Consider the following 24,702-nt stretch of genomic DNA (forward strand, 5'->3'; position numbering starts at 1 on the left):
TATCATTTACAATAATCATATTGTTGAAAAGGAGGAATACATGATGTTAAATGACAAGCAGTCTAAATCTGAAGCATCCTCAACAGATGGAAAAGATGTTAATGGGGCCTTGAAAGAACTAAATGGCATCAAGAAATTAAAAAGCTTGGACTTTGACAGTTCCTCAGGGTTCGTCTGTGATATTAATACTGGAATTTGTGGTCCAGTAAATCAAAAGAAAGAGGGAAAAGAATGAAAATAACAATTTGGTCAGATTTTGTATGTCCTTTCTGTTTTATCGGGGAGTCCCATTTAGATAAAGCATTAGAAAGTTTTTCACATGCAAAAGATGTTGAAATAGAATATAAAAGCTTTTTACTTATGCCAGATGCGCAATATGTTCCTGGTCAAAATTATGCTGAAACCTTTTCTAGTATGAAAGGAGTTCCATTAGAACAGGCCGAAGCAATGCTTAAACAAGTGACAGACATGGCTAAAAATTCTGGTGTTGAGATCAACTATGATAAAGCTAAACTTACAAGCACATATGATGCACATCGCGTTTTTCAATATGCAAAGGAGCAGGGAAAAGGAAATGAATTTTTCAATCGTTTCTATGCTGCCCATTTTACTGAAGGTGAAGTCTTAAGCGACACAGAAACAGTTGTTCGCTTGGCTGAAGATGTAGGTCTTGATGGGGTGCAAGTACGCAAAGTCATGGAAAGTAAAGAACATACTGATCAGGTGACAAATGACATCTCTGAGGCGCGTTCGGTTGGTGTACAAGGTGTTCCTTTCTTTGTAATTGATAACAAGTATGCTGTTTCTGGTGCTCAACCAGTTGAAGTGTTTAATCAAGTTCTGGATAAGGTATGGGAAGAAGAACATTCCAAGAAATAGAATAGAATCGTTTGTAAACATTTATAAAAATGGCGTAAGTGCATGTGCTTACGTCATTTTTTATCATCGATTTACTATTTTTGAAGTGCTAAAATTCAAATTTGTTGGTCTCTATCTCTTTGAAAATATGATTTTGGACTATCAAAAATTGGATTTAAGGGAAAAAACTATTAATAAAAATAAGCGAATAAATGTTCGACTTTTTGCTTGGCAAATCGAACAAAACATTGTATAGTAATAATAGTTTCACGAATAAAGGAGGAAATATAGTGAGTGATCGTCAAGCGGCCTTAGAAATGGCATTAAAGCAGATAGAGAAACAGTTTGGTAAGGGCTCAATCATGAAGCTTGGAGAACAAACTGATCGTAGAATTTCCACTATATCAAGTGGTTCACTAGCAGTAGACGTAGCATTAGGTGTTGGAGGATATCCAAGAGGAAGAATTATTGAAATTTATGGTGAACAGGTTGTATAAGAAGCAACTATCGCCCGCTTATTAGGAAACTGATAAGAGGAAAGGGGCAAAATCGGAAAACATCTCATTATCGAGACGATTCCGAGGTAATTATGAGAAGTAAAGAGCTCATAACACCGTAACGCGTACCAAGTGAACCTATTTGAAAGAATAGAATATAATCTTGGCAAGAGTGTCCCTTCCCTAACAGATAATGCTGAGGGAGAATATGTACGCTGAGCTGAGTTAGAAATGACTAACTGTAGCCATTTGTTACCAGAGGCAAATGGTGATGAGGGTGACCTCCAGAAGCAAGGATAAAAAGCCTTGTGTATAACAATCCTGCCCGAATCATCTGGTAAAACAACTGTAGCACTTCATGCGATTGCTGAAGTACAAAAAACTGGTGGACAAGCAGCGTTTATTGACGCGGAACATGCGCTTGATCCAGCATATGCACAAAAATTAGGTGTTAACATTGATGAACTATTATTATCGCAGCCTGACACTGGTGAACAAGCATTAGAAATAGCTGAAGCATTAGTACGTAGTGGTGCAGTCGATATTTTAGTAGTTGACTCTGTTGCAGCACTTGTTCCAAAAGCAGAAATTGAAGGTGAAATGGGAGATTCCCATATGGGTCTACAAGCCCGCTTAATGTCACAAGCATTACGTAAGCTTTCAGGTGCAATTAATAAATCAAATACAATTGCAATTTTCATTAACCAGGTCCGTGAAAAAATTGGGGTTATGTTTGGTAAAATTGCTGCTTAATATCCACAGAAACCTATTATGTAGGTGATGTTATGGTAAAAACTTGGTCAAAACTAGAGATAGATTATCTACTAGAAAATTATACTAAATTGGATTTATCCCAAATATCCGAAAAACTAGGAAGAACAACACGCGCTGTTGAAGGTAAGGCAAATAAATTAGGATTAAGAAAAACAAAAACATGGTCTGAAACAGATATCAGTTTTTTAGAGGAAATGTATGAAACTCTGTCTAATAATGAAATAGCACATTTTTTAGATAGAACTATTGGTTCAATAGAGAGAAAAGCTTCGAAGTTAAATTTAAAAAAGCCTGTTGAAACTATAAAAAAAAATAAAAGGAAATGGTCCAGTGAGGATATTGAATTTTTAAAGGCCAATTACAAAAAAATTCCTCCATTAGAAATTTGCCAAAGTTTGGGGATATCAATGGGGAACATGTATAGAATGGCAAAGTATTATGGTCTTCAGGAATCAACTTCAAGTGACAAATTCCATATAAACTCATATAGACCATGGACAGAAGAAGAAACCAATTTTTTAATAGAAAATCACCTGAATATGACTCAAAAGGAAATATCTGAATTTCTAGGTAGGCCTGTAAGCTCAATAATTAAAAAGAAATCTTATATTGGTTTAAAGAAGTATGAACGAAAAAAAGATTGGTCGAGACAAGATATAGATTTTCTGAAGGAAAATTATAAAAGTGGTTCAATCATAGAAATGATGGACCAACTTGGTCGAACTTTTAAAGCTATTCATACAAAGGCTAATGAATTAAACCTTAGTAGAGATACTTCAACATATATTGAGCGTGAAGTTGAGAGTATACTTAGTAATCTAAAGATTCCCTATGAGTCCCAAGTAAATATTAGAGGTTTTGTAGCTGATTTTCAGTTGCGGAACAATAAAATAATTGAAGTTCATGGTGATTATTGGCACTGTAATCCTAAAGTTTATAAAGAGCCAAAAAATGAAACCCAGCGCAGAAAAATTAAGCAAGATCGGATGAAACGTGCTTGTTTTAACGAGTTAGGTTATACGGTACTATATATTTGGGAACTAGATATAAATAATAATTATGATCAAGTTATAAAAATAATTAAGCAGTTTGCCGTCCAATAGAGTAATTTATTGGAGTATTAGAGCGGAATTAAGCGGGGAAACCTAAAGCATTTTTAATAATGTCATGGCAACCCGAACCGAAGGCTATCCGTAATAGGCTAGTCAGGGGCAACGCATAGATCCTGATCCTGTATTTACAGACTATAATGGATCCATGAGGCCGCTCCACCCGAGCACTAATGTGTGGGTGAAAAGATATGCTGAGCTACAAGGAAACTTGTAGAAGTGAGGATAAAAAGCCTTACGATAACACTCTGAACCCAGAAACAACCCCAGGCGGACGTGCGCTTAAATTCTATTCTTCTGTAAGACTAGAAGTTCGTCGTGCGGAACAATTAAAACAAGGTAATGAACTTGTTGGTAATAGAACAAAAGTGAAGGTTGTTAAGAATAAAGTAGCACCACCATTTAAAACAGCTGAAGTAGACATTATGTACGGAGAAGGAATTTCAATCGAGGGCGAAATCATTGATATCGGATCGGAACTTGATATCGTCCAAAAGAGCGGCTCTTGGTATTCTTATAATGAAGAAAGAGTTGGTCAGGGGCGCGAAAATGCAAAACAATTCTTAAAAGAAAACCCTGATGTTCGTAATGAAATCCTTCAGCAAATTAGAAATCATTATGGACTTGACGGTGTTAAAGTAGCACCAGCTGATGAGGAACAGGAAGAGTTTGATTTACAAGACTAATCACCAAAGTCGAGGCACAGTTAATGTGTCTCTTCTTTATTTTCCCCATTAACTTACTTTTTTCAACACGATTGAAAAACCACATTTCCTTCAAAAACCCTTTATAATCACATGGTTACTTAATAAAATTTCCATTTTCATGTAATACTATTTCTGACAGGCCTTGACAATAAAAATTCACAGATTTACAATTAAAATGTATATTTTACATTTTGTTAGAATTAAAACGTTAGAAGCAAAACTCGGTTTGAGCTTTTGCTATTCAGACCCGGAGTAGTCTAAGCTGCTTTCGGTCGTAACCTAAGAATCTGATTAGCTTAAAAAGGCTTTGTGCTGTATATTGTAAAATGTACATGCCGACATTTTGATCTAGCAAGAAAAAGTTTATAGCAAGAGGAGGTGAAGAAGATGGATCCCATTTCTATAATCATCTCCGCTTTGGTTGGCCTGATCGTCGGTGCGATTGTTGGCTTTTATGTTCGTAAGTCTATTGCCGAAACTAAAATTGCTGGTGCAAAAAGTGTTGCCGAACAAATTATTGAAGATGCGAATAGAGAAGCAGATTCATTAAAGAAGGAAGCACTGTTAGAGGCAAAGGATGAAATTCACAAACTTCGTACAGAGGCAGAAAAGGAAATCCGTGATCGAAGAAACGAACTACAAAAACAAGAAAATCGTTTATTGCAGAAAGAAGAGAACCTTGATCGTAAGGATGAAACATTAGATAAACGTGAATCCATGCTAGAAAAGAAAGAGGATTCTCTCGCTCAAAGACAACAGCATATTGAAGAGATGGAAAGCAAAGTGGAAGAGATGGTACACAAGCAACAAGCCGAACTTGAGCGTATCTCTAGCTTAACACGTGAAGAAGCAAAGCAAATCATCCTTGAACGTATTGAAAACGAGCTTTCCCATGATATAGCTATGATGGTTAAAGAAGCAGAAAATCGTGCAAAGGAAGAATCTGATAAGAAAGCAAAAGAAGTACTTTCTCTTGCAATTCAAAGATGTGCCGCTGATCATGTCGCAGAAACTACAGTATCTGTAGTTAACTTGCCTAATGATGAGATGAAGGGACGTATTATTGGAAGAGAAGGACGAAATATCCGTACACTTGAAACACTAACGGGTATTGACCTTATCATCGATGATACACCAGAGGCAGTTATTTTATCTGGCTTTGATCCAATTCGACGTGAAACAGCGAGAATCGCACTTGAAAAACTTGTTCAAGACGGACGTATTCACCCTGCGCGTATTGAAGAAATGGTAGACAAATCAAGACGTGAGGTAGACGAATATATTCGTGAAGTGGGTGAACAAACAACCTTTGAGGTTGGTGTTCATGGACTCCATCCGGATTTAATTAAGATTTTAGGTCGCTTGAAGTATCGTACAAGCTATGGCCAAAATGTCTTAAAACACTCAATGGAAGTATCGTTCTTAGCAGGTTTAATGGCTGCAGAGTTAGGTGAAGATGAAACATTGGCTCGACGTGCTGGACTACTACATGATATTGGTAAAGCGATTGACCATGAAGTGGAAGGTAGTCACGTTGAAATCGGTGTAGAACTCGCCACGAAATATAAAGAGCATCCAGTTGTAATTAATAGTATTGCTTCCCACCATGGTGATACAGAACCAACATCAATTATAGCTGTATTGGTTGCAGCAGCCGATGCGTTATCTGCAGCAAGACCAGGTGCACGAAGTGAGACACTTGAAAACTATATCCGCCGTTTAGAAAAGCTTGAGGAAATTTCAGAGTCGTATGAAGGCGTTGAAAAATCCTTTGCAATTCAAGCAGGACGTGAAGTTAGAATTATCGTAAAACCTGATGCAATCGATGACTTAAATGCACATCGATTAGCTCGTGACATCCGTAAACGAATCGAAGAAGAGTTGGATTATCCGGGTCATATCAAGGTTACTGTAATTCGTGAAACAAGAGCAGTTGAATACGCAAAATAAAAGTGGTCGATTTTTGACCACTTTTTTTGTTTTATTTCACATGTACTTGTTGAATTTTTTCATAAATATCAACTGGGACGTTGAGATTTTTTTGTTTTTGTGCTTCACTTTATAGTGAAAGGGGCTTTTACATGAAGATTTTATTTATTGGTGATGTCGTTGGCTCACCAGGAAGAGATATGATTCGCGAATATCTCCCGAAACTTAAGGCAAAATTCCATCCAGCACTAACGATTATTAATGGAGAAAATGCAGCGTCTGGTAGGGGAATAACAAAGAAAATATATAATCAATTTTTAGAGAATGGTGCCCAAGCCATTACATTAGGGAATCATACATGGGACAATAAAGATATTTTTGAGTTTATTGATACAGCTAAAAACATGATACGACCTGCGAACTTCCCTGAAGGAACACCTGGTCAGGGGATCATGTATAGTAAGGCAAATGGACAGGAAGTTGCGATTATTAATTTGCAAGGACGCACATTTCTTCCTGCTATTGATGATCCATTTAAAAAGTGCGATGAGTTGATTGAGGAAGCACATAAGAGAACTTCCATTATTTTTGTAGACTTTCATGCGGAAGCTACAAGTGAAAAAATCGCTATGGGCTGGTACCTTGATGGACGGGTAACAGCAGTTGTTGGCACACACACACATGTTCAAACCGCTGATAACCGTGTATTGCCAAAAGGTACTGCATTTATAACAGATGTTGGAATGACAGGCCCGTATGATGGAATACTAGGGATGGATAAAGAAGCAGTGATTCATAAATTTAAAACGGCATTACCTGTTCGTTTTGAGGTTGTTGAAGGAAGAACTCAATTAAATGGAGTACTTATTGATGTAGACCATAAAAGTGGGACTGCAAAAGGCATTCAACGAATTCTTATTAATGATGATCATCCATTCTTTGATTAGTAATTTCTGACCAAGGTATCATTGAGATACCTTGGTTTTTTCTTGTTTTTACTAAGTTTTTGAATTTTTAGAAAAAGATTAGAAACAAGCAGGAATACTGGTAGTTTCTAGTGAATATAGTAGTTATGGGATCATTATTCGTTATTCAATTCAGACTCGGGTAATCCCTGGTTGAATAAAGATAGCCTCTGGAAGGGTTTGCGATTATTTTAACATTTAAGAGAATATATAAAACTAAATCGCAAATTTAGCGGTGGTGATTCATTTGTATGGTTCTACCTGTCACTCATGGAACATTGTAAAGAACAAGGAGGAAAGTAGAAATGGAAATATTAAAAGTTTCAGCAAAATCTAATCCTAACTCTGTAGCAGGGGCACTTGCGGGTGTTTTACGTGAGAGAGGAGCTGCAGAAATCCAAGCGATTGGTGCTGGTGCATTGAATCAGGCAGTGAAAGCAGTAGCGATAGCTAGAGGATTTGTAGCCCCGAGTGGAGTGGACCTAATTTGTATTCCAGCGTTTACTGATATTCTAATTGATGGTGAAGAAAGAACCGCTATAAAATTAATCATTGAACCACGATAATACTATGTACTTTTATATAAAGGGGTTAAGTAGTGGATAAGTGGCCTGTTTGTCGAATGTGACAGACAGGTATTTTTGTGTAAAATAAAGGTAAAGGAGCTGATTTGTGTGAAAATATTCGATGCCCATTCTGATGTTTTATATAAAATGTGGATGGACCCTACTATTGATTTTGCAAATTCATCAAAATTACATATTAACTATGATCGATTAAAAGCTTCTGGCAGCAAGGTGCAAAGTTTCGCGATCTATATCCCGGAACAAATAAAACCAGAAAGTCGATTTGAAGTGGCATTAGAAATGGTAGAAATTTTTTATAATAAAGTAGTTGCGTCTTCTCCGTTATTAAAGGTGGTAAGGACAAAAGAAGATATTTTAGGTTTAAAAGAGGAAGAAATAGGTGCTTTTTTAACGTTGGAAGGCTGCGATGCAATTGATCAAAGTATTGTAAAATTACAAACATTATTGAGGCTAGGAGTATCCTCTGTTGGATTAACATGGAATTATGCCAATTTTGTCGCAGATGGCGTGGGTGAACCGCGTGGAGCAGGGTTATCAAGTTTTGGTATAGAAGTTGTAAAAGAACACAATAAGGCGTCGATATGGACAGATGTATCACATCTATCGTTAAAAGGATTTTGGGATGTCATGGAAGTGGCAGATTACCCGATTGCATCTCATTCAAATGCTATGGCAATTTGCAATCACCGCCGTAATTTGCTAGATGAGCAAATTCAAGCATTAATTAAAAAGAACGGCATGATTGGAATTACGTTTGTCCCCCAATTTTTAAGCAATCGAGAAACAGCAACTATCGACGATGTAATCAAGCATCTTGATTATATTTGTTCATTTGGCGGAGAAAATCATGTTGGATTTGGGTCTGATTTTGATGGAATAACAGATACAACTATTGGACTTGAAAACTTTTCAGGGTATGAAGGACTTGTAAACAAATTACTGAAATATTACTCTGAAATCCAAGTGAAGAAATTTTTGTATCAAAATTTTGTGGCGAATTTACCAGCATAAATTAATCATTTTATATCGGTTTAATATAAAATTAATTGAAAAATAAAAAAATATGCATTTTTCACCATAATTTGTTTGCTAAGGGTTGCTTTTTTTCGTTGATAGGTCTAGAATTGAAAGCGTTTAGTACATATCCAACAGTATAAATTTGGATAGCATTTTACACTTCGAATTTGGTATTTTTTTCCGGATTCGTCGTAAGAAATGGTCCATTTTCATTCAATAGAATTTACATATTACCTTCAATACAACTCAGTTGGAAAGTGCTATGCTTAAAAATGAATAAAAATCTTATATATAACGTATTCCAAAGGGGTGTAAGTCATGATCAATCAACTTTCGTGGAAAGTTGGCGGACAACAAGGGGAAGGAATTGAAAGTACAGGGGAAATCTTTTCCATCGCTCTGAATCGTTTAGGTTACTATTTATACGGTTATCGCCACTTTTCATCACGTATTAAAGGTGGACATACAAACAACAAAATACGTGTAAGTACAACTCAAGTTCGTGCAATATCTGATGATCTTGATATTTTAGTAGCTTTTGATCAAGAAACAATTGATTTTAATTTTCATGAGTTACGCGATGGTGGGGTAGTATTGGCAGATGCTAAATTCGGCCCAACCATTCCTGAAAATACTAATGTTCATCTGTATTCTGTTCCTTTTACTGAAATTGCAACTGAACTTGGCACGTCCCTAATGAAAAATATGGTCGCAATTGGAGCTACTAGCTCATTATTAGATCTTGATTTAAATGTGTACCTAAATGTGGTTGATGAAATCTTTGGACGTAAGGGACAGCAAGTTGTTGAGAAGAACATGGAAGCAATCAAAGCCGGTGCAGAATTTCTAAATGATCTACTTAGTGAAGATGTAATAATGAAATTAGAAAAAGCAGACGGCAAGCAACGTATGTTCATGATTGGAAATGATGCTATCGCTCTTGGTGCTCTAGCGGGTGGAGCAAGATTTATGCCTGCATATCCAATTACACCAGCCTCTGAAATCATGGAATACTTAATTAGTAAGTTACCTGAATTTGGTGGAACAGTTATCCAAACAGAAGATGAAATTGCTGCATGTACAATGGCAATTGGTTCTAACTACGCGGGTGTTCGTGCATTTACTGCTTCTGCTGGACCAGGATTATCGTTAATGATGGAATCAATCGGATTATCAGGTATTACTGAAACTCCGCTTGTTATTATTGATACACAACGTGGAGGTCCAAGTACTGGTCTTCCAACGAAGCAAGAGCAATCAGACTTAATGGCAATGATTTATGGAACACATGGTGAAATACCTAAGATTGTTATGGCTCCAAGTACTGTTCAGGAAGCATTCTATGACATTATCGAAGCATTTAACCTAGCAGAAGAATATCAATGTCCGGTTATTTTCCTAACAGATTTACAGCTTTCATTAGGAAAGCAAACTGTTGAACCACTTGATTATTCAAAAATTGAAATCAGACGTGGCAATCTACTTCTTGATGACGAATTACCAGAATTAGAGAATAAAGAATACTTCAAACGCTATGAAGTTACAGAGAGTGGTATTTCTCCGCGTGTAGTACCTGGTGTAAAGAATGGAATTCACCATGTAACTGGTGTTGAACATAACGAACAAGGCAAGCCATCTGAGGCTGCAAGCAACCGTAAGGATCAAATGGAAAAACGACTTAAAAAGACTAAAAACATCCGTTTCAATACACCTGTTCATAAAAACGTTAAACATGAAGAGGCGGACCTATTAGTTGTAGGTTTTAACTCTACTCGTGGTGCGATTGAAGAAGCAATGACTCGTCTTGAAAATGATGGTATTAAAGTGAATCATGCTCAAGTTCGTTTAATCCATCCTTTCCCAACTGAAGAAATGTTACCGTTAATTCAATCAGCTAAGAAAGTATTAGTGGTTGAAAATAATGCTACTGGTCAGCTCGCAAACATTATGAAGATGAATGTAGGACATGCGGACAAGATTACTAACTTCTTAAAGTATGACGGTAATCCATTCCTACCTCATGAAGTTCACACAAAATGTAAGGAGTTGTTCTAATATGGCAACATTTAAAGACTTTCGAAATAATGTAAAACCTAACTGGTGTCCAGGTTGTGGAGACTTCTCCGTTCAAGCAGCGATTCAACGTGCTTCTGCTAATGTTGGACTTGAGCCTGAACAGCTAGCAGTGGTTTCAGGGATTGGATGTTCTGGACGTATTTCTGGATATATCAATGCTTATGGATTACACGGGATTCATGGACGTTCTTTACCAATTGCTCAAGGTGTAAAAATGGCAAACCGTGATTTAACTGTTATAGCTTCTGGTGGTGACGGTGACGGATATGCAATTGGGATGAGCCATACAATCCATGCCATTCGTCGTAATATTGACATCACATACATTGTTATGGATAACCAAATCTATGGTCTAACAAAAGGTCAAACTTCTCCAAGAAGTGAAATGGGCTTTAAAACAAAGAGTACTCCAAAAGGCTCCATTGAGTCTGCACTTTCTGTTATGGAAATGGCATTAACAGCTGGTGCTACTTTTGTTGCACAAAGCTTCTCAACTGACCTTAAAGATTTAACAGCACTAATTGAGGCTGGAATCAAGCACAAAGGTTTTTCTTTAATTAATGTATTTAGCCCATGTGTAACTTATAATAAAGTCAATACATATGACTGGTTTAAAGAAAACCTAACAAAATTAGGTGATCTTGAGGGATATGATCCTTCAGACCGATCAGTAGCTATGCAAACGTTGATGAAGCATAACAGTCTTGTTACTGGGCTCATCTATCAAAATACAGAAAAACCTTCGTATCAAGAACTTGTTCATGGATATGGTGAAGCGCCGCTTGTACATGCAGACTTGAATTTAGATGAAGAAAAGTTTAATAAACTAGTTGCAGAATTCATGTAATACAAACCAAACCCTACTAAGAATTATTCTCTTAGTAGGGTTTTTAATATAGTTTCAGTCAAAATCGGGCTTATGAATACACTAGTCTTTCATAGTTCTTTATATCTTTACTCGTTAATTGTTGAATGATAAAATAGGCATGTATGTCTGTTAGTAGAATAAATCACTTAAAACTGCTAAAATTGTACATTTTTCTACATTTATACGGTTTTATTGTATTAATACTTGTTAAACCTTATACTAGTAAAATGGAATTTTATTTTTTGAAAATGTAGTTTTTCGATAAAGAAAGGAGATACAACATGAACGAAAAACAACGTCTTGAAAGTACTCAAGTAAAACCTGCGGACAAAAAATCCGAAAAGGATTACAGCAAGTATTTTCAATCCGTTTATCAACCACCTTCATTAAAAGATGCGAAGAAACGTGGTAAAGAACAAGTCAATTACTTAAAAGAATTTTCGATTCCTGAGGATATGAAGAATGCAGGAAAAGGAAAACGCTTTTTAATCCGTACGTATGGTTGTCAAATGAATGAACATGATACGGAAATAATGGCTGGCATTTTTATGGAAATGGGCTATGAGCCAACCGAAAATACGAAGGATGCCGACATCATTTTACTAAATACATGTGCGATCCGTGAAAACGCTGAAAACAAAGTGTTTGGTGAAATCGGTCATTTAAAACCTTTAAAACTTGAAAATCCTAATCTTTTAATTGGTGTTTGTGGATGTATGTCCCAAGAGGAATCAGTTGTGAATAAAATCCTTGAGAAACATCAATTCGTTGACATGATTTTCGGTACTCATAATATTCATCGCCTCCCTTATATTGTTAAAGAAGCAATGTTCAGTAAAGAGATGGTTGTTGAGGTTTGGTCTAAGGAAGGGGACATCATTGAAAACCTTCCAAAAGTACGTAAAGGAAATATCAAGGGTTGGGTAAACATTATGTATGGATGTGACAAATTCTGTACGTACTGTATCGTTCCATATACTCGTGGTAAGGAACGTAGCCGTCGCCCAGAAGATATTATTGAAGAGGTACGTCACTTAGCAAGACAAGGCTATCAAGAGATTACCTTACTTGGCCAAAACGTAAATGCGTATGGTAAAGATTTTGAAGATATTAAGTATGGTTTAGGAGATTTAATGGACGAATTACGTAAGATTGACATCCCGCGTATTCGTTTTACAACAAGTCACCCACGTGATTTCGATGATCATTTAATTTCAGTGCTCGCTAAAGGTGGAAATCTTATGGAGCACATTCATCTTCCAGTACAATCTGGAAGCTCACAAGTATTAAAATTAATGTCACGTAAATACACAAGAGAATCATATTTAGAGCTAGTTCGCAAAATGAAAGAACAAATTCCGAATGCTTCATTTACAACTGATATTATTGTTGGTTTCCCAAATGAAACGGATGAGCAATTTGAAGATACACTTTCCTTATATAGAGAAGTAGAATTTGATTCAGCTTATACCTTCATCTATTCACCACGTGAAGGAACTCCAGCTGCCAAAATGGAAGATAATATTCCAATGGAAGTTAAAAAGGAAAGACTTCAACGTTTAAACGCACTTGTTAATGAGATATCTGCAAAGAAAAATCTTGCATACAAAGGTCAAACTGTAGAAGTTCTTGTTGAAGGTGAAAGCAAAAACAATCCAGAAGTACTTGCTGGATACACAAGTAAAAATAAATTGGTTAACTTCAGAGGTCCAAAGTCTGCAATTGGGAAGATTGTAAAAGTGAAAATTATCCAAGCGAAGACCTGGACACTAGATGGAGAAATGATCGAAGAAGCGGTAGAGGTGAACTAAAATGGCACAATTTACAAAAGAACAAATCGTTGAACGCGCAACTGAACTAGCAAAAATGATTGCAGAAACACAAGAAGTTGACTTTTTCAAGCGTGCAGAAGCACAAATAAACCAGAACAAAAAGGTTCAAGAAATTATTGAAACCATTAAAAGCTTACAAAAACAAGCAGTCAATTTTCAGCATTTTGGAAAATCTGAAGCTTTAAAGCAAGTTGAAGAAAAGATTGATAATCTTCAAGCAGAACTAGACAGCATTCCGGTTGTAGAAGAATTTAAGAATTCACAGATTGAAGTGAATGATCTTTTACAGCTTGTGGCGCATACCATTTCTAATAATGTAACAAATGAGATTATTACATCTACTGGTGGAGATTTGTTAGCGGGAGAAACTGGTTCAAAAGTGAATAACAATAGCGGCTGCGGCTGCCACTAAATAAGCAAAAGACAAAAGCGATAAGCTTTTGTCTTTTTTTATTTGAAGAGCATGTCTTTCATCAGGTTTTATTTTTTGCTTGTACGGCTTTGAAAAAAAGGTACATAAATGGGCGAACCCGCATACAATGAACTATACGGTAATCGTAAGTTGAAGTATAAAGAGAACGACAATGCATTTTTTTAGTACTTACTTTGATTTGTTTATTCAACTTTTTTCGGTGTACTCATAAGAAAAGCATCGAAGGACTTGCAAAAAGTTTTTAAAAAGAAATCAGTCTTTAGCACACTAGTCAAATGTCCCGCATAGGATGAATTGAAGATTGATTGAGGAGGGTTTGTTCGAATGTCTGAATACAGAGAGATTATCACTAAAGCTGTTGTAGGTAAAGGACGTAAATTTTCACAGTCTACTTATACCATTTCACCACCTCACCACCCATCAAGCATTTTGGGATGTTGGATCATTAACCACTGTTATGACGCTGAGAAGGAAGGTAACAAAGTAGTCGTGCATGGTAAATTTGATGTCAACGTGTGGTATTCCTATGGTAACAATACAAAAACTGAGGTTGTGACTGAAACACTTTCATACACAGACTACATCAAACTTAAGTATAGAGATGAGAACTTCTTAGGTGATGACTGTGACGTGATTGTTGATGTGTTACAACAGCCAAACTGCTTAGAGTGTACGATATCTCCAAACGGTAACAAAATTCTCGTTGAGGTTGAAAGAGAATTACTTGCAGAGATTATTGGAGAAACAAAGGTTTGCGTACATGTGAATCCAGATGGATGCTATCATGATGATAAGGATTGGGATGTAGACGACGAAGAATTCGAGGATTTAAATCCTGACTTCTTAGTTGGCGATTTAGAAGAATAATTGGAAACTAGGAGGCATGACTTCCTAGTTTTTTTTCATTTAATGGAAGACAAGTCCTGCCCTTTCCTTTTTTAAGTTATGTTATAATATTGGAAGAATGAAAGTGTTGGGGGATTTTTAAATGGCAGAGTATACGCCGATGATAAAGCAATATTTAACGATTAAGGCAGATTATCAGGATGCCTTTTTATTTTTTAGACTAGGTGATTTTTACGAAATGTTTTTTGATGATGCCATTAACGCATCACAAATTTTAGAAATAACTCTAACGGCTAGAGATGGTGGTGCCGATGAAAAAATCCCGATGTGCGGGGTTCCTTATCACTCAGCTGCTGGATATATAGAACAATTAGTGAATCAAGGATATAAAGTTGCGATTTGTGAGCAAACAGAGGATCCGAAACAAGCAAAAGGTGTCGTAAAACGCGAAGTCATTCAATTAATTACACCTGGAACTGTGATGGATGGTAAAAACCTACTAGATAAAGAAAATAATTTTCTAGCAACTGTTTCAAGCTTTTCAGACGATTCTTTTGGATTTGCATTAACTGACTTAACAACAGGTGAAAACCGGGTCTCGTTATTGTCTACCCAGTTTGAAGAGGTTATCGGAGAAATTTATGCGAATGGTGTAAAAGAGGTTGTTGTTTCAACTGAGTTTGACGATAAATATAAAAAAGCAATGATAGAACGGTGCCAGGTAACGATTTCGTATGAAGATAATTGCACAGTTGTTGAACATTTACAACAGCTTACTGAGGGGCTTGAGGACGAGAAATTGATCCTTACCTTTGGAAGATTATTAAATTATTTAATAAAAACGCAAAAGCGCTCACTAGATCACCTTCAACAGGTACGTATTTTTTATACGAATCAATTCATGAAAATTGATTTATATTCAAAACGTAATCTTGAGCTTACTGAAACGATTCGTAGTAAAGGGAAAAAGGGTTCATTACTTTGGCTTCTAGACCAAACAGTTACAGCAATGGGTGGGCGTCTGTTAAAACACTGGATTGACAGACCGTTATTAATTAAAAATGAAATAGAAGCCCGGCTTAACATGGTTCAAACCTTTATTGATCACTATTTTGAAAGATTAGAATTAAGGGCACTATTGAAGGAAGTATATGACCTTGAACGACTGGCTGGACGTGTAGCTTACGGAAATGTAAATGCAAGAGACCTTTTACAACTCAAAAAGTCACTTGAGCAGGTTCCAGGAATTTATCAACTTGTAACACAGTTACAGCATCCATATGCGGACAACCTCAGTAAGCAAATGGACCGTTGTGAATCATTAACTGACCTTCTTAAACGTTCCATTAAGGAATCAGCTCCGATGTCTATCAAAGAAGGAGATATTATTAAAGATGGCTACAATGCCACTCTTGACCAATATCGTGATGCAAGTCGAAATGGTAAAACATGGATTGCATCCTTAGAAAAACAGGAACGAGAGAAAACGGGAATAAAGTCTTTAAAGATTGGATATAACCGTGTCTTTGGATATTATATCGAAGTGACAAAGTCCAATTTACAGCACTTACCCGAGGGTCTGTATGAAAGAAAACAAACTCTAACGAATGCGGAACGTTTTATCACTCCTGAGCTTAAAGAAAAAGAAACATTAATTCTTGAAGCAGAGGAAAAGATTGTCCAATTAGAATATGATCTTTTTCTTGATATTCGCGAACAAGTTAAGAGCTATATCCCAAGACTTCAAACTTTAGCTAAGGTTATTAGTGAGCTTGATGTGCTGCAATGCTTTGCAACGATTAGTGAAGAACGCCATTATTGTATGCCTCATTTTTCTGAGGACAAGCTCTATATTAAAGATGGCCGTCATCCGGTTGTTGAAAAAGTGATGCAGGCACAGGAGTATGTTCCAAATGATTGTGTGATGGAGCAGGGACGGTCGTTGCTTCTTATCACGGGACCAAATATGTCTGGTAAGAGTACGTATATGAGACAGATTGCACTTACCTCTATCCTGGCACAAATTGGTTGTTTTGTTCCAGCAAGTGAGGCTGTTTTACCGATATATGATCAAGTATTTACTCGTATCGGAGCCGCAGATGACTTAATTTCTGGACAAAGTACTTTTATGGTAGAAATGCTTGAAGCAAAAAATGCCATTGTCAATGCAACATCGAGAAGCTTATTATTATTTGATGAAATTGGACGTGGGACATCTACTTATGATGGAATGGCGCTTGCACAAGCTATTATTGAATATATTCACCAAAATATCGGAGCACACACATTGTTCTCTACGCATTATCATGAGCTAACCGATTTAGAAGCGGGGTTAGAAAATTTAGTAAATGTTCATGTAAGTGCGATAGAGGAAAATGATAATGTAGTCTTCCTTCATAAAATTAAAGAAGGTGCAGCAGATAAAAGTTATGGGATTCATGTAGCAAAACTTGCTGAGCTTCCTGAGAACTTAATTGAACGAGCAAAAGAAATATTAAATCATCTTGAGCAAGGTGAAAAAGAAATAGCTGTTACAAAGGAAGAATCGATGGACCTTACAGACAATCTACAGCTTTCATTTTTTGGGGAAACGAAGTCGTCCTACCAAAAAGAAGAAAAGCATGTGTCTACTAAGGAAAAGGATGTCTTGAAATCCATCAAAGATATGGATATTTTAGGACTTACACCATTAGAGGCCATCAATAAGTTATATGAAATTCAAAAACAACTTAAAGGCTAAAAAAAGGTTCATGAATTTTGAATAACCTTATAGAAAATGAGGTGAAGGCATGGGGAAAATCGTCCAACTAGATGACCTTCTTTCAAATAAAATAGCAGCAGGGGAAGTAGTGGAAAGGCCAGCCTCAGTTGTGAAGGAATTAGTTGAGAATGCCATTGACGCAAACAGTACTGTTATTGAAATTGAAATAGAAGAAGCGGGCCTTTCCAAAATTCGAATTATTGACAATGGTGATGGCATGGATAGTGAAGACTGTGTAAATGCCTTTCATCGTCATGCAACAAGTAAAATAAAGGACGAAAATGACTTGTTTCGGATTCGGACATTAGGGTTTAGAGGTGAGGCACTACCTAGTATTGCCTCTGTTTCTGAACTTGAAATGAAGACCAGTACAGGAGACAATTCAGGTACTCATATTCTCATAAAAGGTGGTCAGTTTGTAGAGAAGAAGGCAACAAATAGTCGTAAAGGAACTGACATCACGGTTTCTAATCTCTTCTTTAATACTCCAGCTCGCTTAAAATATTTAAAAACCGTTCATACAGAGCTTGGCAATATTACGGATGCTGTGAACCGGATTGCTCTTGCTCACCCAGAAGTTTCCTTTCGGTTATTGCATAATGGAAAACGTCTTTTATATACAAGTGGTAATGGAGATGTTAGACAAGTACTTGCTGCAATCTATGGTCCAGGAATTGCAAAGCAGATGGTGCCTATTCATTTGCAATCATTAGACTTTAATGTAGAAGGCTTTATATCTATGCCCGAGGTTACAAGGGCATCGAGAAACTATATCTCAACCATTATTAATGGTAGATATATAAGAAATTATCCACTAGTTAAAGCTATTCAGCAAGGCTACCATACCCTATTACCGATTGGAAGATTTCCTATTGTATTGCTCGATATCAAGATGGACCCATTATTAGTTGATGTGAATGTCCATCCAGCAAAACTAGAGGTTAGAATAAGTAAAGAACAAGAACTTAATCAATTAATTGATCAAGGAATTAAGGATGTTTTTAAACATAAACAACTAATTCCGGATGCTATAAATCCGAAGAAGAAGGAAGTTCAAAAATCGGAGCAGCAACAATTTGTATTTCAGCATTCGATAAAACCAGAGCCACGAGAACAGCAAACGTTTGTCCCTAAATTTGTAGAGACAATTCAACATTCGAGGAAAGAAGAACCTAAAATTGAAACACCTACTCAGGTAATTCCATCTATTTATGAAGAAAAATCATATGATACGGAAAAACTGGTGATTGAAGAAAATGACTACACTACTACTGTTGCCTTGGATGAGAATGAAGAGACGGATTTTGAAAGTACTGAAATCAACGTAAACGTAGCTGAACGAGTACCAGTTATGTATCCAATCGGTCAAATGCATGGAACATACATTCTTGCTCAAAATGAGAAAGGTTTATATATTATTGATCAGCATGCTGCTCAGGAGCGAATTAAATATGAATATTTTAAAGAAAGGGTTGGAGAAAATATTTCTGATCTTCAGGAACTTCTTCTTCCGATTACATTGGAATATTCAACGGACGAATGTATCAACATAAATGCGCATAAGCAAGATTTAGAACAGGTTGGAATCTTCCTAGAACCATTCGGCCATAACAGTTACATTGTACGCTCACACCCACAATGGTTTCCAAAAGGTGATGAAAAGGAAGTCATTGAGGAAATTATCGAACAAGTACTTAATGATAAGAAAATAGATATTAAGAAATTGAGAGAAGCAGCAGCGATTATGATGAGTTGTAAAGCTTCTATAAAAGCGAACCATCATTTACGCAACGATGAAATATTTGCATTACTTGAAACGCTCCGTAAAACTAGTGATCCTTTTACATGCCCGCACGGTCGACCAATCATCATACACCATTCGACCTATGAAATGGAAAAAATGTTCAAACGAGTCATGTAAATATACTATATAAGATGGCGGAAAACTCGCTAAATAGGCGAGTTTTCGCTTTATAAGACAAAAGTAGTAGAAAACTATTAATAAGGTTCAAGAAAATTGTTATTTTCTAAGTCAATTTGGTTATAATAATTTAGTATTCGTCTTATTATCTATGTTACGATAATAGTATGAATTGAGGTAAAGGTAGTGATTGATTGGAAGAATTGAAAAAAGAAAAGCTTGTCGTTCTAATTGGTCCAACCGCTGTTGGAAAAACGAAACTAAGTATAGAGCTTGCCAAAAAGCTTAATGCCGAAATTATAAGCGGAGATTCCATGCAAATTTATAAAAGAATGGATATCGGTACTGCGAAAATCACAAGAGATGAAATGGAAGGGATACAACATCATCTCATTGATATTAAGGAGCCACATGAGAGTTTTTCGGTAGCGGAGTTTCAAGAGGTTGTAAGAAAGTTAATAACGGAAATACATAATCGTGGTAAATTACCGATGATTGTTGGGGGTACAGGGCTTTATATACAATCTGTCTTATATGATTATCAATTTACAGATGATGCCTCAAATCCCGAGTATCGGAATATACTTGAAGAAAAAGTTGCTGAAAGGGGAGTTGAACCTTTTTATCAGGAACTAAAAGAAATAGACCCGGCCAGCGCAGAGCGAATTCACCCTAACAATGTAAGAAGAGTCATTCGAGCCCTAGAAATTTATAAAACAACCGGGAAAACAATGACCGAATATTTGGAGGGGCAGAAGCATGAACTTATCTATGATGTTGCCCTAATTGGATTAACAATGGAACGAGAGAAATTGTATGATCGTATTAACCATAGGGTTGACTTGATGATAGAGTCAGGACTGCTTAAAGAGGTTACAACATTCCATTCTCAAGGTTTACGAGATTGCCAATCCATCCAAGCAATTGGCTATAAAGAACTTTATAGTTATTTAGATGGGTCTACATCGCTAGAAGAAGCAATCCAACAACTAAAACAAAATACTCGCAGATATGCAAAGCGACAATTAACATGGTTTCGAAATAAAATGGATGTAAAATGGTTTGATATGTCAGCAAATAATGAGTTTAAAGAAAAATTTAATGAAATTTATAAATATATAGCAGGAAAGCTAGGAATTTAAGAGAATAGATAATAATAAGATGTATTCGATTGTCCAAAATTGGGCAATGACAGTTTCGGCATTTTGTGCTGAAGATTCTAGAGGAGGACATGTCATGAAACAAGCAATCAATATCCAAGACCAAATTTTAAACACACTGCGTAAGGATGGGACATTTGTAACAGTATTCTTATTAAATGGATACCAATTACGAGGATTAGTGAAAGGCTTTGATAACTTTACAGTTCTATTAGAAACTGAAGGGAAGCAGCAACTTATTTATAAGCACGCAATCTCTACTTTCGCTCCACAAAAAAACATTAAACTTGAGCTTGAATAGTAACCGAAAAAACAACCTTACTTTTATCAGTAAGGTTGTTTTTTTCATCTTGTCTAATTTTTCTTCAAGATTTGTAAATTCGCTCATATACATATAGTGTTATGGAATATTTTCCGGGAAAGCGCAATCTTTGACAAAAAGCAAGAGTCTTTTGTAATAAAAGTGAGAAAATTGTAGAAATAAAAAGGGAAAAGGAAAAGTCTAACAATTTACGTCCAGTTCCAGCGCCTAGCCCCTCGAGGTCATAAGCCACTTTAGAATTGAAGGCAAAGAGCGCCTTCTATTCTAAATCGTCTTTTGCTTGTCAGGGCTGAACAAGGCGCTTGCACTTTTGTTTTTTCCTTGGGCTTTTGTCACGAAATTAACCCAACAACGTATAATGTACTGAAATGAGAGGTGAGAGCTCTTGGATCAACAACCCATTACAATGAAGAACAATGGACAAATAAATGTCGTTTTAAATGGAGAGAAAAAGAAATTAAAAGTATTACACTCGACATCTAAAGAAGCCATTTCAACGAAAATCCAAACAAAACATACAGCTCTTAAAGAAATAGAGGAAGAAATGAGCGCTCTTGTAGGTATGGATGAAATGAAGAAAATGGTAAAGGAAATCTATGCTTGGATTTATATTAATAAAAAGCGAGAAGAACAGGGTTTAAAGGTTGGAAAACAAGCATTACACATGATGTTTAAAGGAAACCCTGGAACAGGAAAGACGACTGTTGCTCGATTATTAGGGAAATTATTTCTGCAAATGAACGTCCTATCAAAGGGGCATCTCATCGAAGCAGAAAGAGCCGACCTAGTTGGGGAATATATTGGTCATACGGCTCAAAAGACAAGAGATTTAATTAAAAAGGCTATTGGTGGCATTTTATTCATTGATGAGGCGTATTCTCTAGCTAGAGGTGGGGAAAAAGACTTTGGTAAAGAAGCTATTGATACGTTAGTAAAACATATGGAAGATAAGCAGCACGAATTTGTTTTGATTTTAGCGGGATACTCAAAAGAAATGGACCATTTCTTATCTTTAAATCCAGGATTATACTCCCGTTTTCCACTGGTTATTGATTTTCCAGATTATACAGTTGAACAATTAATGGAGATTTCAGCAAAAATGATGGTGGAACGTGAATATGTCTTCAGTCCAGAGGCGGAAAGAAAGTTACGCGAGCATTTACTCGCTGTTAAAATGGATTCTTACCCCGGAAAATTTAGTAATGGGCGTTATGTTCGGAATATCATCGAAAAATCAATTCGAAGTCAGGCAATGAGATTATTAATCGACGATATGTATAGTAAACAGGACCTTCAGACAATTAGAACACAGGATTTGATTTTCAAAGAATAAACGTGCCGCCTATTACTAGGCGGTTTATTTTATCTCAAATTGGTATAGTTTCAATAAATTTGATATGATAACGTAAGAAAATCACCTTCCATGAAAGTAGGTAAATTGATTGGTAAACGAACAAAAGAAAGAGATCGAAAAAGCGATACTAGTAGGCTGTCAAATTCAAAATGAAGACGAAAGTCGGTTTGAATATTCGCTCGAAGAATTACAATCATTAACTAAAACTGCCAAAGGCCAAGTTGTGATGACTGTTACGCAAAAGCGTGCAAAAGTCCATCCAGCTACATACATTGGAAAAGGAAAAGTGGAAGAGTTAGTGCATCTTGAAGAAGAACTAGAACCTGATGTGATCATTTTTAATGATGAGTTATCTCCAAGCCAAGTAAGGAATCTATCTTCTAGTCTACAAGCCAGAGTGATTGATCGAACCCAGCTGATTCTTGACATCTTTGCTTCTAGAGCAAATTCAAAAGAAGGAAAATTACAAGTAGAGTTAGCCCAGCTCCAGTATCTATTACCCCGATTAACAGGAAAGGGGATTGAATTATCAAGACTCGGTGGCGGTATTGGGACGAGAGGGCCAGGGGAAACAAAACTTGAGACCGATAGAAGACATATTCATAAGCGGATTGATGATATCAAAAATCAATTATCCGTTATTGTACAGCACAGGGAGCGGTATCGCGAACGAAGAAAGAAAAATAATACATATCAAATCGCATTAGTAGGTTATACGAATGCGGGGAAATCGACATTATTTAATAGACTAACCGAGGCAGATTCATTTGAAGAAAATTTATTGTTTGCGACACTTGACCCAATGACTCGAAAAATGATTCTTCCTTGTGGATTAACTACACTATTAACGGATACAGTAGGATTTATTCAAGATTTGCCTACTTCGCTAATAGCTGCGTTTCGCTCTACTTTAGAAGAGGTAAAAGAAGCAGATTTAATTGTTCATGTGGTTGATTCTTCAAATCCTGATTATTTTAACCATGAAAAAACGGTCATAAAGCTTTTAGATGAACTAGGAGTTGAATCCATTCCGATTCTGACCATCTATAATAAGAAAGATAAAGTTCATCCTGATTTTGTTCCTTCTTCAACCTCCAAATCAATTTTAGTCAGTGCATTTGATGAAAATGATTTAGTGATGGTTAAGACAAGGGTAGAGGATTCAATGATCGAGGAGATGAAAGAATACAAGGTTTCTCTACCTAGCTCGGAAGGTAGGCTATTAGCGCATTTAAAACAAGAAACGATTTTGAAAGAACTACGTTACAATGAAGAAGCGGAAAAATACGATTGCACAGGTTTTATTTTTCCTAGTCACTCATTAAATGGTCAACTTGAAGATTTTCATTCATAAAGGGGAAAACATCATGTTTACAGAATTAGATTATGGTAAACTAATCGCAAAATTAGTTGAAGAAACTGAACAACAAATTAAAGAGGTACATACGAAGATTGATAAAAATATCGATTACAATCAATATCAAGTATTAAAAAGCTTTCAAGATAACCGAGTAAGTGATTCTCACTTCATTCCCTCAACGGGTTATGGCTATGATGATATTGGACGAGACACATTGGAAGCGGTGTACGCCCATATTTTTGGGGGGGAAGCAGCACTTGTACGTCCACAAATCATTTCAGGGACACATGCTATTTCGATTGCATTGTTTGGAGTGTTGCGACCGAATGATGAATTGCTTTATATTACAGGAAATCCATATGATACATTAGAAGAAATTGTGGGCATTAGGGGTACAGGAAATGGGTCCTTAAAGGAGTTTCATATTGGCTATAATAAAGTCGATCTAACACCTGAAGGAAGACCTGATTTTGAAGCAATTAAAAAGGCCATTCATGCAAATACAAAAATGATTGGAATTCAGCGTTCAAAAGGATATGCAACAAGACCTTCCTTCACGATTGCAGAAATAAAAGAAATGGTCCGGTTCGTCAAAGAAATTAAGTCTGATGTTGTTGTTTTTGTTGATAATTGTTATGGTGAATTCGTTGAATTACAAGAGCCGTGTCATGTTGGAGCTGATTTAATTGCTGGCTCGCTTATAAAAAATCCAGGAGGCGGACTTGCAAAAACGGGCGGATATTTAGTGGGGAAAAAAGAGCTTGTTGAGGCTTGCTCATATCGAATGACGTCGCCTGGCATTGGAGCAGAGGCAGGGGCATCTCTTTATTCTCTACAGGAAATGTATCAGGGATTATTCCTTGCACCTCATATTGTGGGACAAGCATTAAAAGGAGCCGTATTTACAGCTGCGATATTAGAAAAAATCGGTCTGAAAACAGAGCCGAGCTGGGATAGTGAACGGACAGATTTAATTCAATCTGTTCAATTTGATAACAAAGACATGATGGTTGCCTTCTGTCAAGCAATCCAATATGCTTCTCCAATTAACTCACATGTAACTCCATATCCAAGTTATATGCCAGGGTATGAGGATGATGTGATCATGGCAGCAGGAACGTTTATTCAAGGTGCTAGCATTGAATTAACAGCGGATGGTCCAACACGTCCTCCATACGTTGCATATGTACAAGGTGGACTTACCTATTCTCATGTAAAAATTGCCATCTGCCTTGCTCTTAACCAATTGCTTTCAAAACAACTAATTTCAATAAAAACTGAGGATTAAACTCCTCTTTTTTATTTATATATTCATGTTATGTTTTC

20 protein-coding genes and 2 pseudogenes are annotated in these 24,702 nt (G+C 36.4%); all 22 read left to right on the forward strand.

Going from position 1 to position 24,702, the window contains the following annotated elements:
* Window positions 1–43: 43 nt before the first annotated feature.
* Window positions 44–235: a hypothetical protein gene (locus tag ACFSFW_RS04745; RefSeq protein WP_304215501.1), complete on the forward strand. Its 192-nt coding sequence runs from the start codon at window positions 44–46 to the stop codon at window positions 233–235.
* Entirely contained in the window at window positions 232–879 is a 648-nt protein-coding gene (locus tag ACFSFW_RS04750; RefSeq protein ID WP_388035599.1) for a DsbA family oxidoreductase, read from the forward strand. Before ACFSFW_RS04745 ends, ACFSFW_RS04750 begins: the two co-directional genes overlap by 4 nt.
* 269 nt (window positions 880–1,148) lie before the next feature.
* A complete protein-coding gene (locus ACFSFW_RS04755; RefSeq protein ID WP_388035602.1) occupies window positions 1,149–1,355 on the forward strand; it encodes a hypothetical protein in 207 nt (68 codons plus the stop codon).
* A gap of 324 nt (window positions 1,356–1,679) precedes the next feature.
* A pseudogene (locus ACFSFW_RS04760) lies at window positions 1,680–2,093 on the forward strand (recombinase RecA family protein); the annotation flags it as partial.
* A 47-nt stretch (window positions 2,094–2,140) separates the two neighbouring features.
* Window positions 2,141–3,232, forward strand: coding sequence for a PDDEXK family nuclease (locus ACFSFW_RS04765; protein ID WP_388035605.1), 1,092 nt, complete (start codon window positions 2,141–2,143; stop codon window positions 3,230–3,232).
* Window positions 3,233–3,489: 257 nt separating this feature from the next.
* Window positions 3,490–3,924 (forward strand): annotated as a pseudogene (locus ACFSFW_RS04770) (recombinase RecA family protein); the annotation flags it as partial.
* A 408-nt stretch (window positions 3,925–4,332) separates the two neighbouring features.
* A complete protein-coding gene (gene rny / locus ACFSFW_RS04775; RefSeq protein ID WP_304215493.1) occupies window positions 4,333–5,895 on the forward strand; it encodes a ribonuclease Y in 1,563 nt (520 codons plus the stop codon).
* Window positions 5,896–6,026: 131 nt separating this feature from the next.
* Entirely contained in the window at window positions 6,027–6,821 is a 795-nt protein-coding gene (ymdB, locus tag ACFSFW_RS04780; protein ID WP_304215490.1) for a 2',3'-cyclic-nucleotide 2'-phosphodiesterase, read from the forward strand.
* A 323-nt stretch (window positions 6,822–7,144) separates the two neighbouring features.
* Window positions 7,145–7,405: a stage V sporulation protein SpoVS gene (gene spoVS, locus ACFSFW_RS04785; RefSeq protein WP_029281188.1), complete on the forward strand. Its 261-nt coding sequence runs from the start codon at window positions 7,145–7,147 to the stop codon at window positions 7,403–7,405.
* Between the two features lie 108 nt (window positions 7,406–7,513).
* Entirely contained in the window at window positions 7,514–8,437 is a 924-nt protein-coding gene (locus ACFSFW_RS04790; protein ID WP_388035609.1) for a dipeptidase, read from the forward strand.
* A 324-nt stretch (window positions 8,438–8,761) separates the two neighbouring features.
* Complete coding sequence (locus ACFSFW_RS04795; RefSeq protein WP_304215484.1) at window positions 8,762–10,498, forward strand: 2-oxoacid:acceptor oxidoreductase subunit alpha; 1,737 nt, start codon at window positions 8,762–8,764, stop codon at window positions 10,496–10,498.
* Window position 10,499: 1 nt separating this feature from the next.
* Entirely contained in the window at window positions 10,500–11,366 is an 867-nt protein-coding gene (locus ACFSFW_RS04800) for a 2-oxoacid:ferredoxin oxidoreductase subunit beta (RefSeq protein WP_388035612.1), read from the forward strand.
* A 302-nt stretch (window positions 11,367–11,668) separates the two neighbouring features.
* Window positions 11,669–13,198 carry a tRNA (N6-isopentenyl adenosine(37)-C2)-methylthiotransferase MiaB gene (gene miaB / locus ACFSFW_RS04805; RefSeq protein WP_304215479.1) on the forward strand — a complete coding sequence of 510 codons (1,530 nt, stop codon included), beginning with the start codon at window positions 11,669–11,671 and terminating at the stop codon, window positions 13,196–13,198.
* 1 nt (window position 13,199) lies between these two features.
* On the forward strand, window positions 13,200–13,631 hold the full coding sequence (ricA, locus tag ACFSFW_RS04810) for a regulatory iron-sulfur-containing complex subunit RicA (protein WP_099362946.1): 432 nt from the start codon (window positions 13,200–13,202) through the stop codon (window positions 13,629–13,631).
* A 345-nt stretch (window positions 13,632–13,976) separates the two neighbouring features.
* The gene (locus ACFSFW_RS04815) at window positions 13,977–14,519 is read left to right on the forward strand and encodes an outer spore coat protein CotE (RefSeq protein WP_304215476.1); all 543 of its coding nucleotides are present in this window, start codon (window positions 13,977–13,979) and stop codon (window positions 14,517–14,519) included.
* A 121-nt stretch (window positions 14,520–14,640) separates the two neighbouring features.
* Window positions 14,641–17,238 carry a DNA mismatch repair protein MutS gene (mutS, locus tag ACFSFW_RS04820; protein ID WP_388035616.1) on the forward strand — a complete coding sequence of 866 codons (2,598 nt, stop codon included), beginning with the start codon at window positions 14,641–14,643 and terminating at the stop codon, window positions 17,236–17,238.
* A gap of 49 nt (window positions 17,239–17,287) precedes the next feature.
* Window positions 17,288–19,180 (forward strand): DNA mismatch repair endonuclease MutL, encoded by a 1,893-nt coding sequence (mutL, locus tag ACFSFW_RS04825; RefSeq protein WP_388035619.1) that lies wholly within the window; start codon window positions 17,288–17,290, stop codon window positions 19,178–19,180.
* Between the two features lie 194 nt (window positions 19,181–19,374).
* Window positions 19,375–20,322 (forward strand): tRNA (adenosine(37)-N6)-dimethylallyltransferase MiaA, encoded by a 948-nt coding sequence (miaA, locus tag ACFSFW_RS04830; protein ID WP_388035622.1) that lies wholly within the window; start codon window positions 19,375–19,377, stop codon window positions 20,320–20,322.
* 94 nt (window positions 20,323–20,416) lie between these two features.
* Complete coding sequence (hfq, locus tag ACFSFW_RS04835; RefSeq protein WP_057999880.1) at window positions 20,417–20,641, forward strand: RNA chaperone Hfq; 225 nt, start codon at window positions 20,417–20,419, stop codon at window positions 20,639–20,641.
* Between the two features lie 406 nt (window positions 20,642–21,047).
* Complete coding sequence (spoVK, locus tag ACFSFW_RS04840; RefSeq protein ID WP_245864116.1) at window positions 21,048–21,995, forward strand: stage V sporulation protein K; 948 nt, start codon at window positions 21,048–21,050, stop codon at window positions 21,993–21,995.
* Window positions 21,996–22,104: 109 nt separating this feature from the next.
* Window positions 22,105–23,370, forward strand: a complete 1,266-nt coding sequence (hflX, locus tag ACFSFW_RS04845; protein ID WP_388035626.1) for a GTPase HflX — start codon at window positions 22,105–22,107, stop codon at window positions 23,368–23,370.
* A 13-nt stretch (window positions 23,371–23,383) separates the two neighbouring features.
* Entirely contained in the window at window positions 23,384–24,664 is a 1,281-nt protein-coding gene (locus ACFSFW_RS04850) for a methionine gamma-lyase family protein (RefSeq protein ID WP_388035630.1), read from the forward strand.
* Window positions 24,665–24,702 lie beyond the last annotated feature (38 nt).

Origin of the sequence: Ferdinandcohnia salidurans, from assembly GCF_042680725.1 — a bacterium.
Classification (GTDB): Bacteria; Bacillota; Bacilli; order Bacillales; family Bacillaceae_L; genus Ferdinandcohnia; species Ferdinandcohnia salidurans.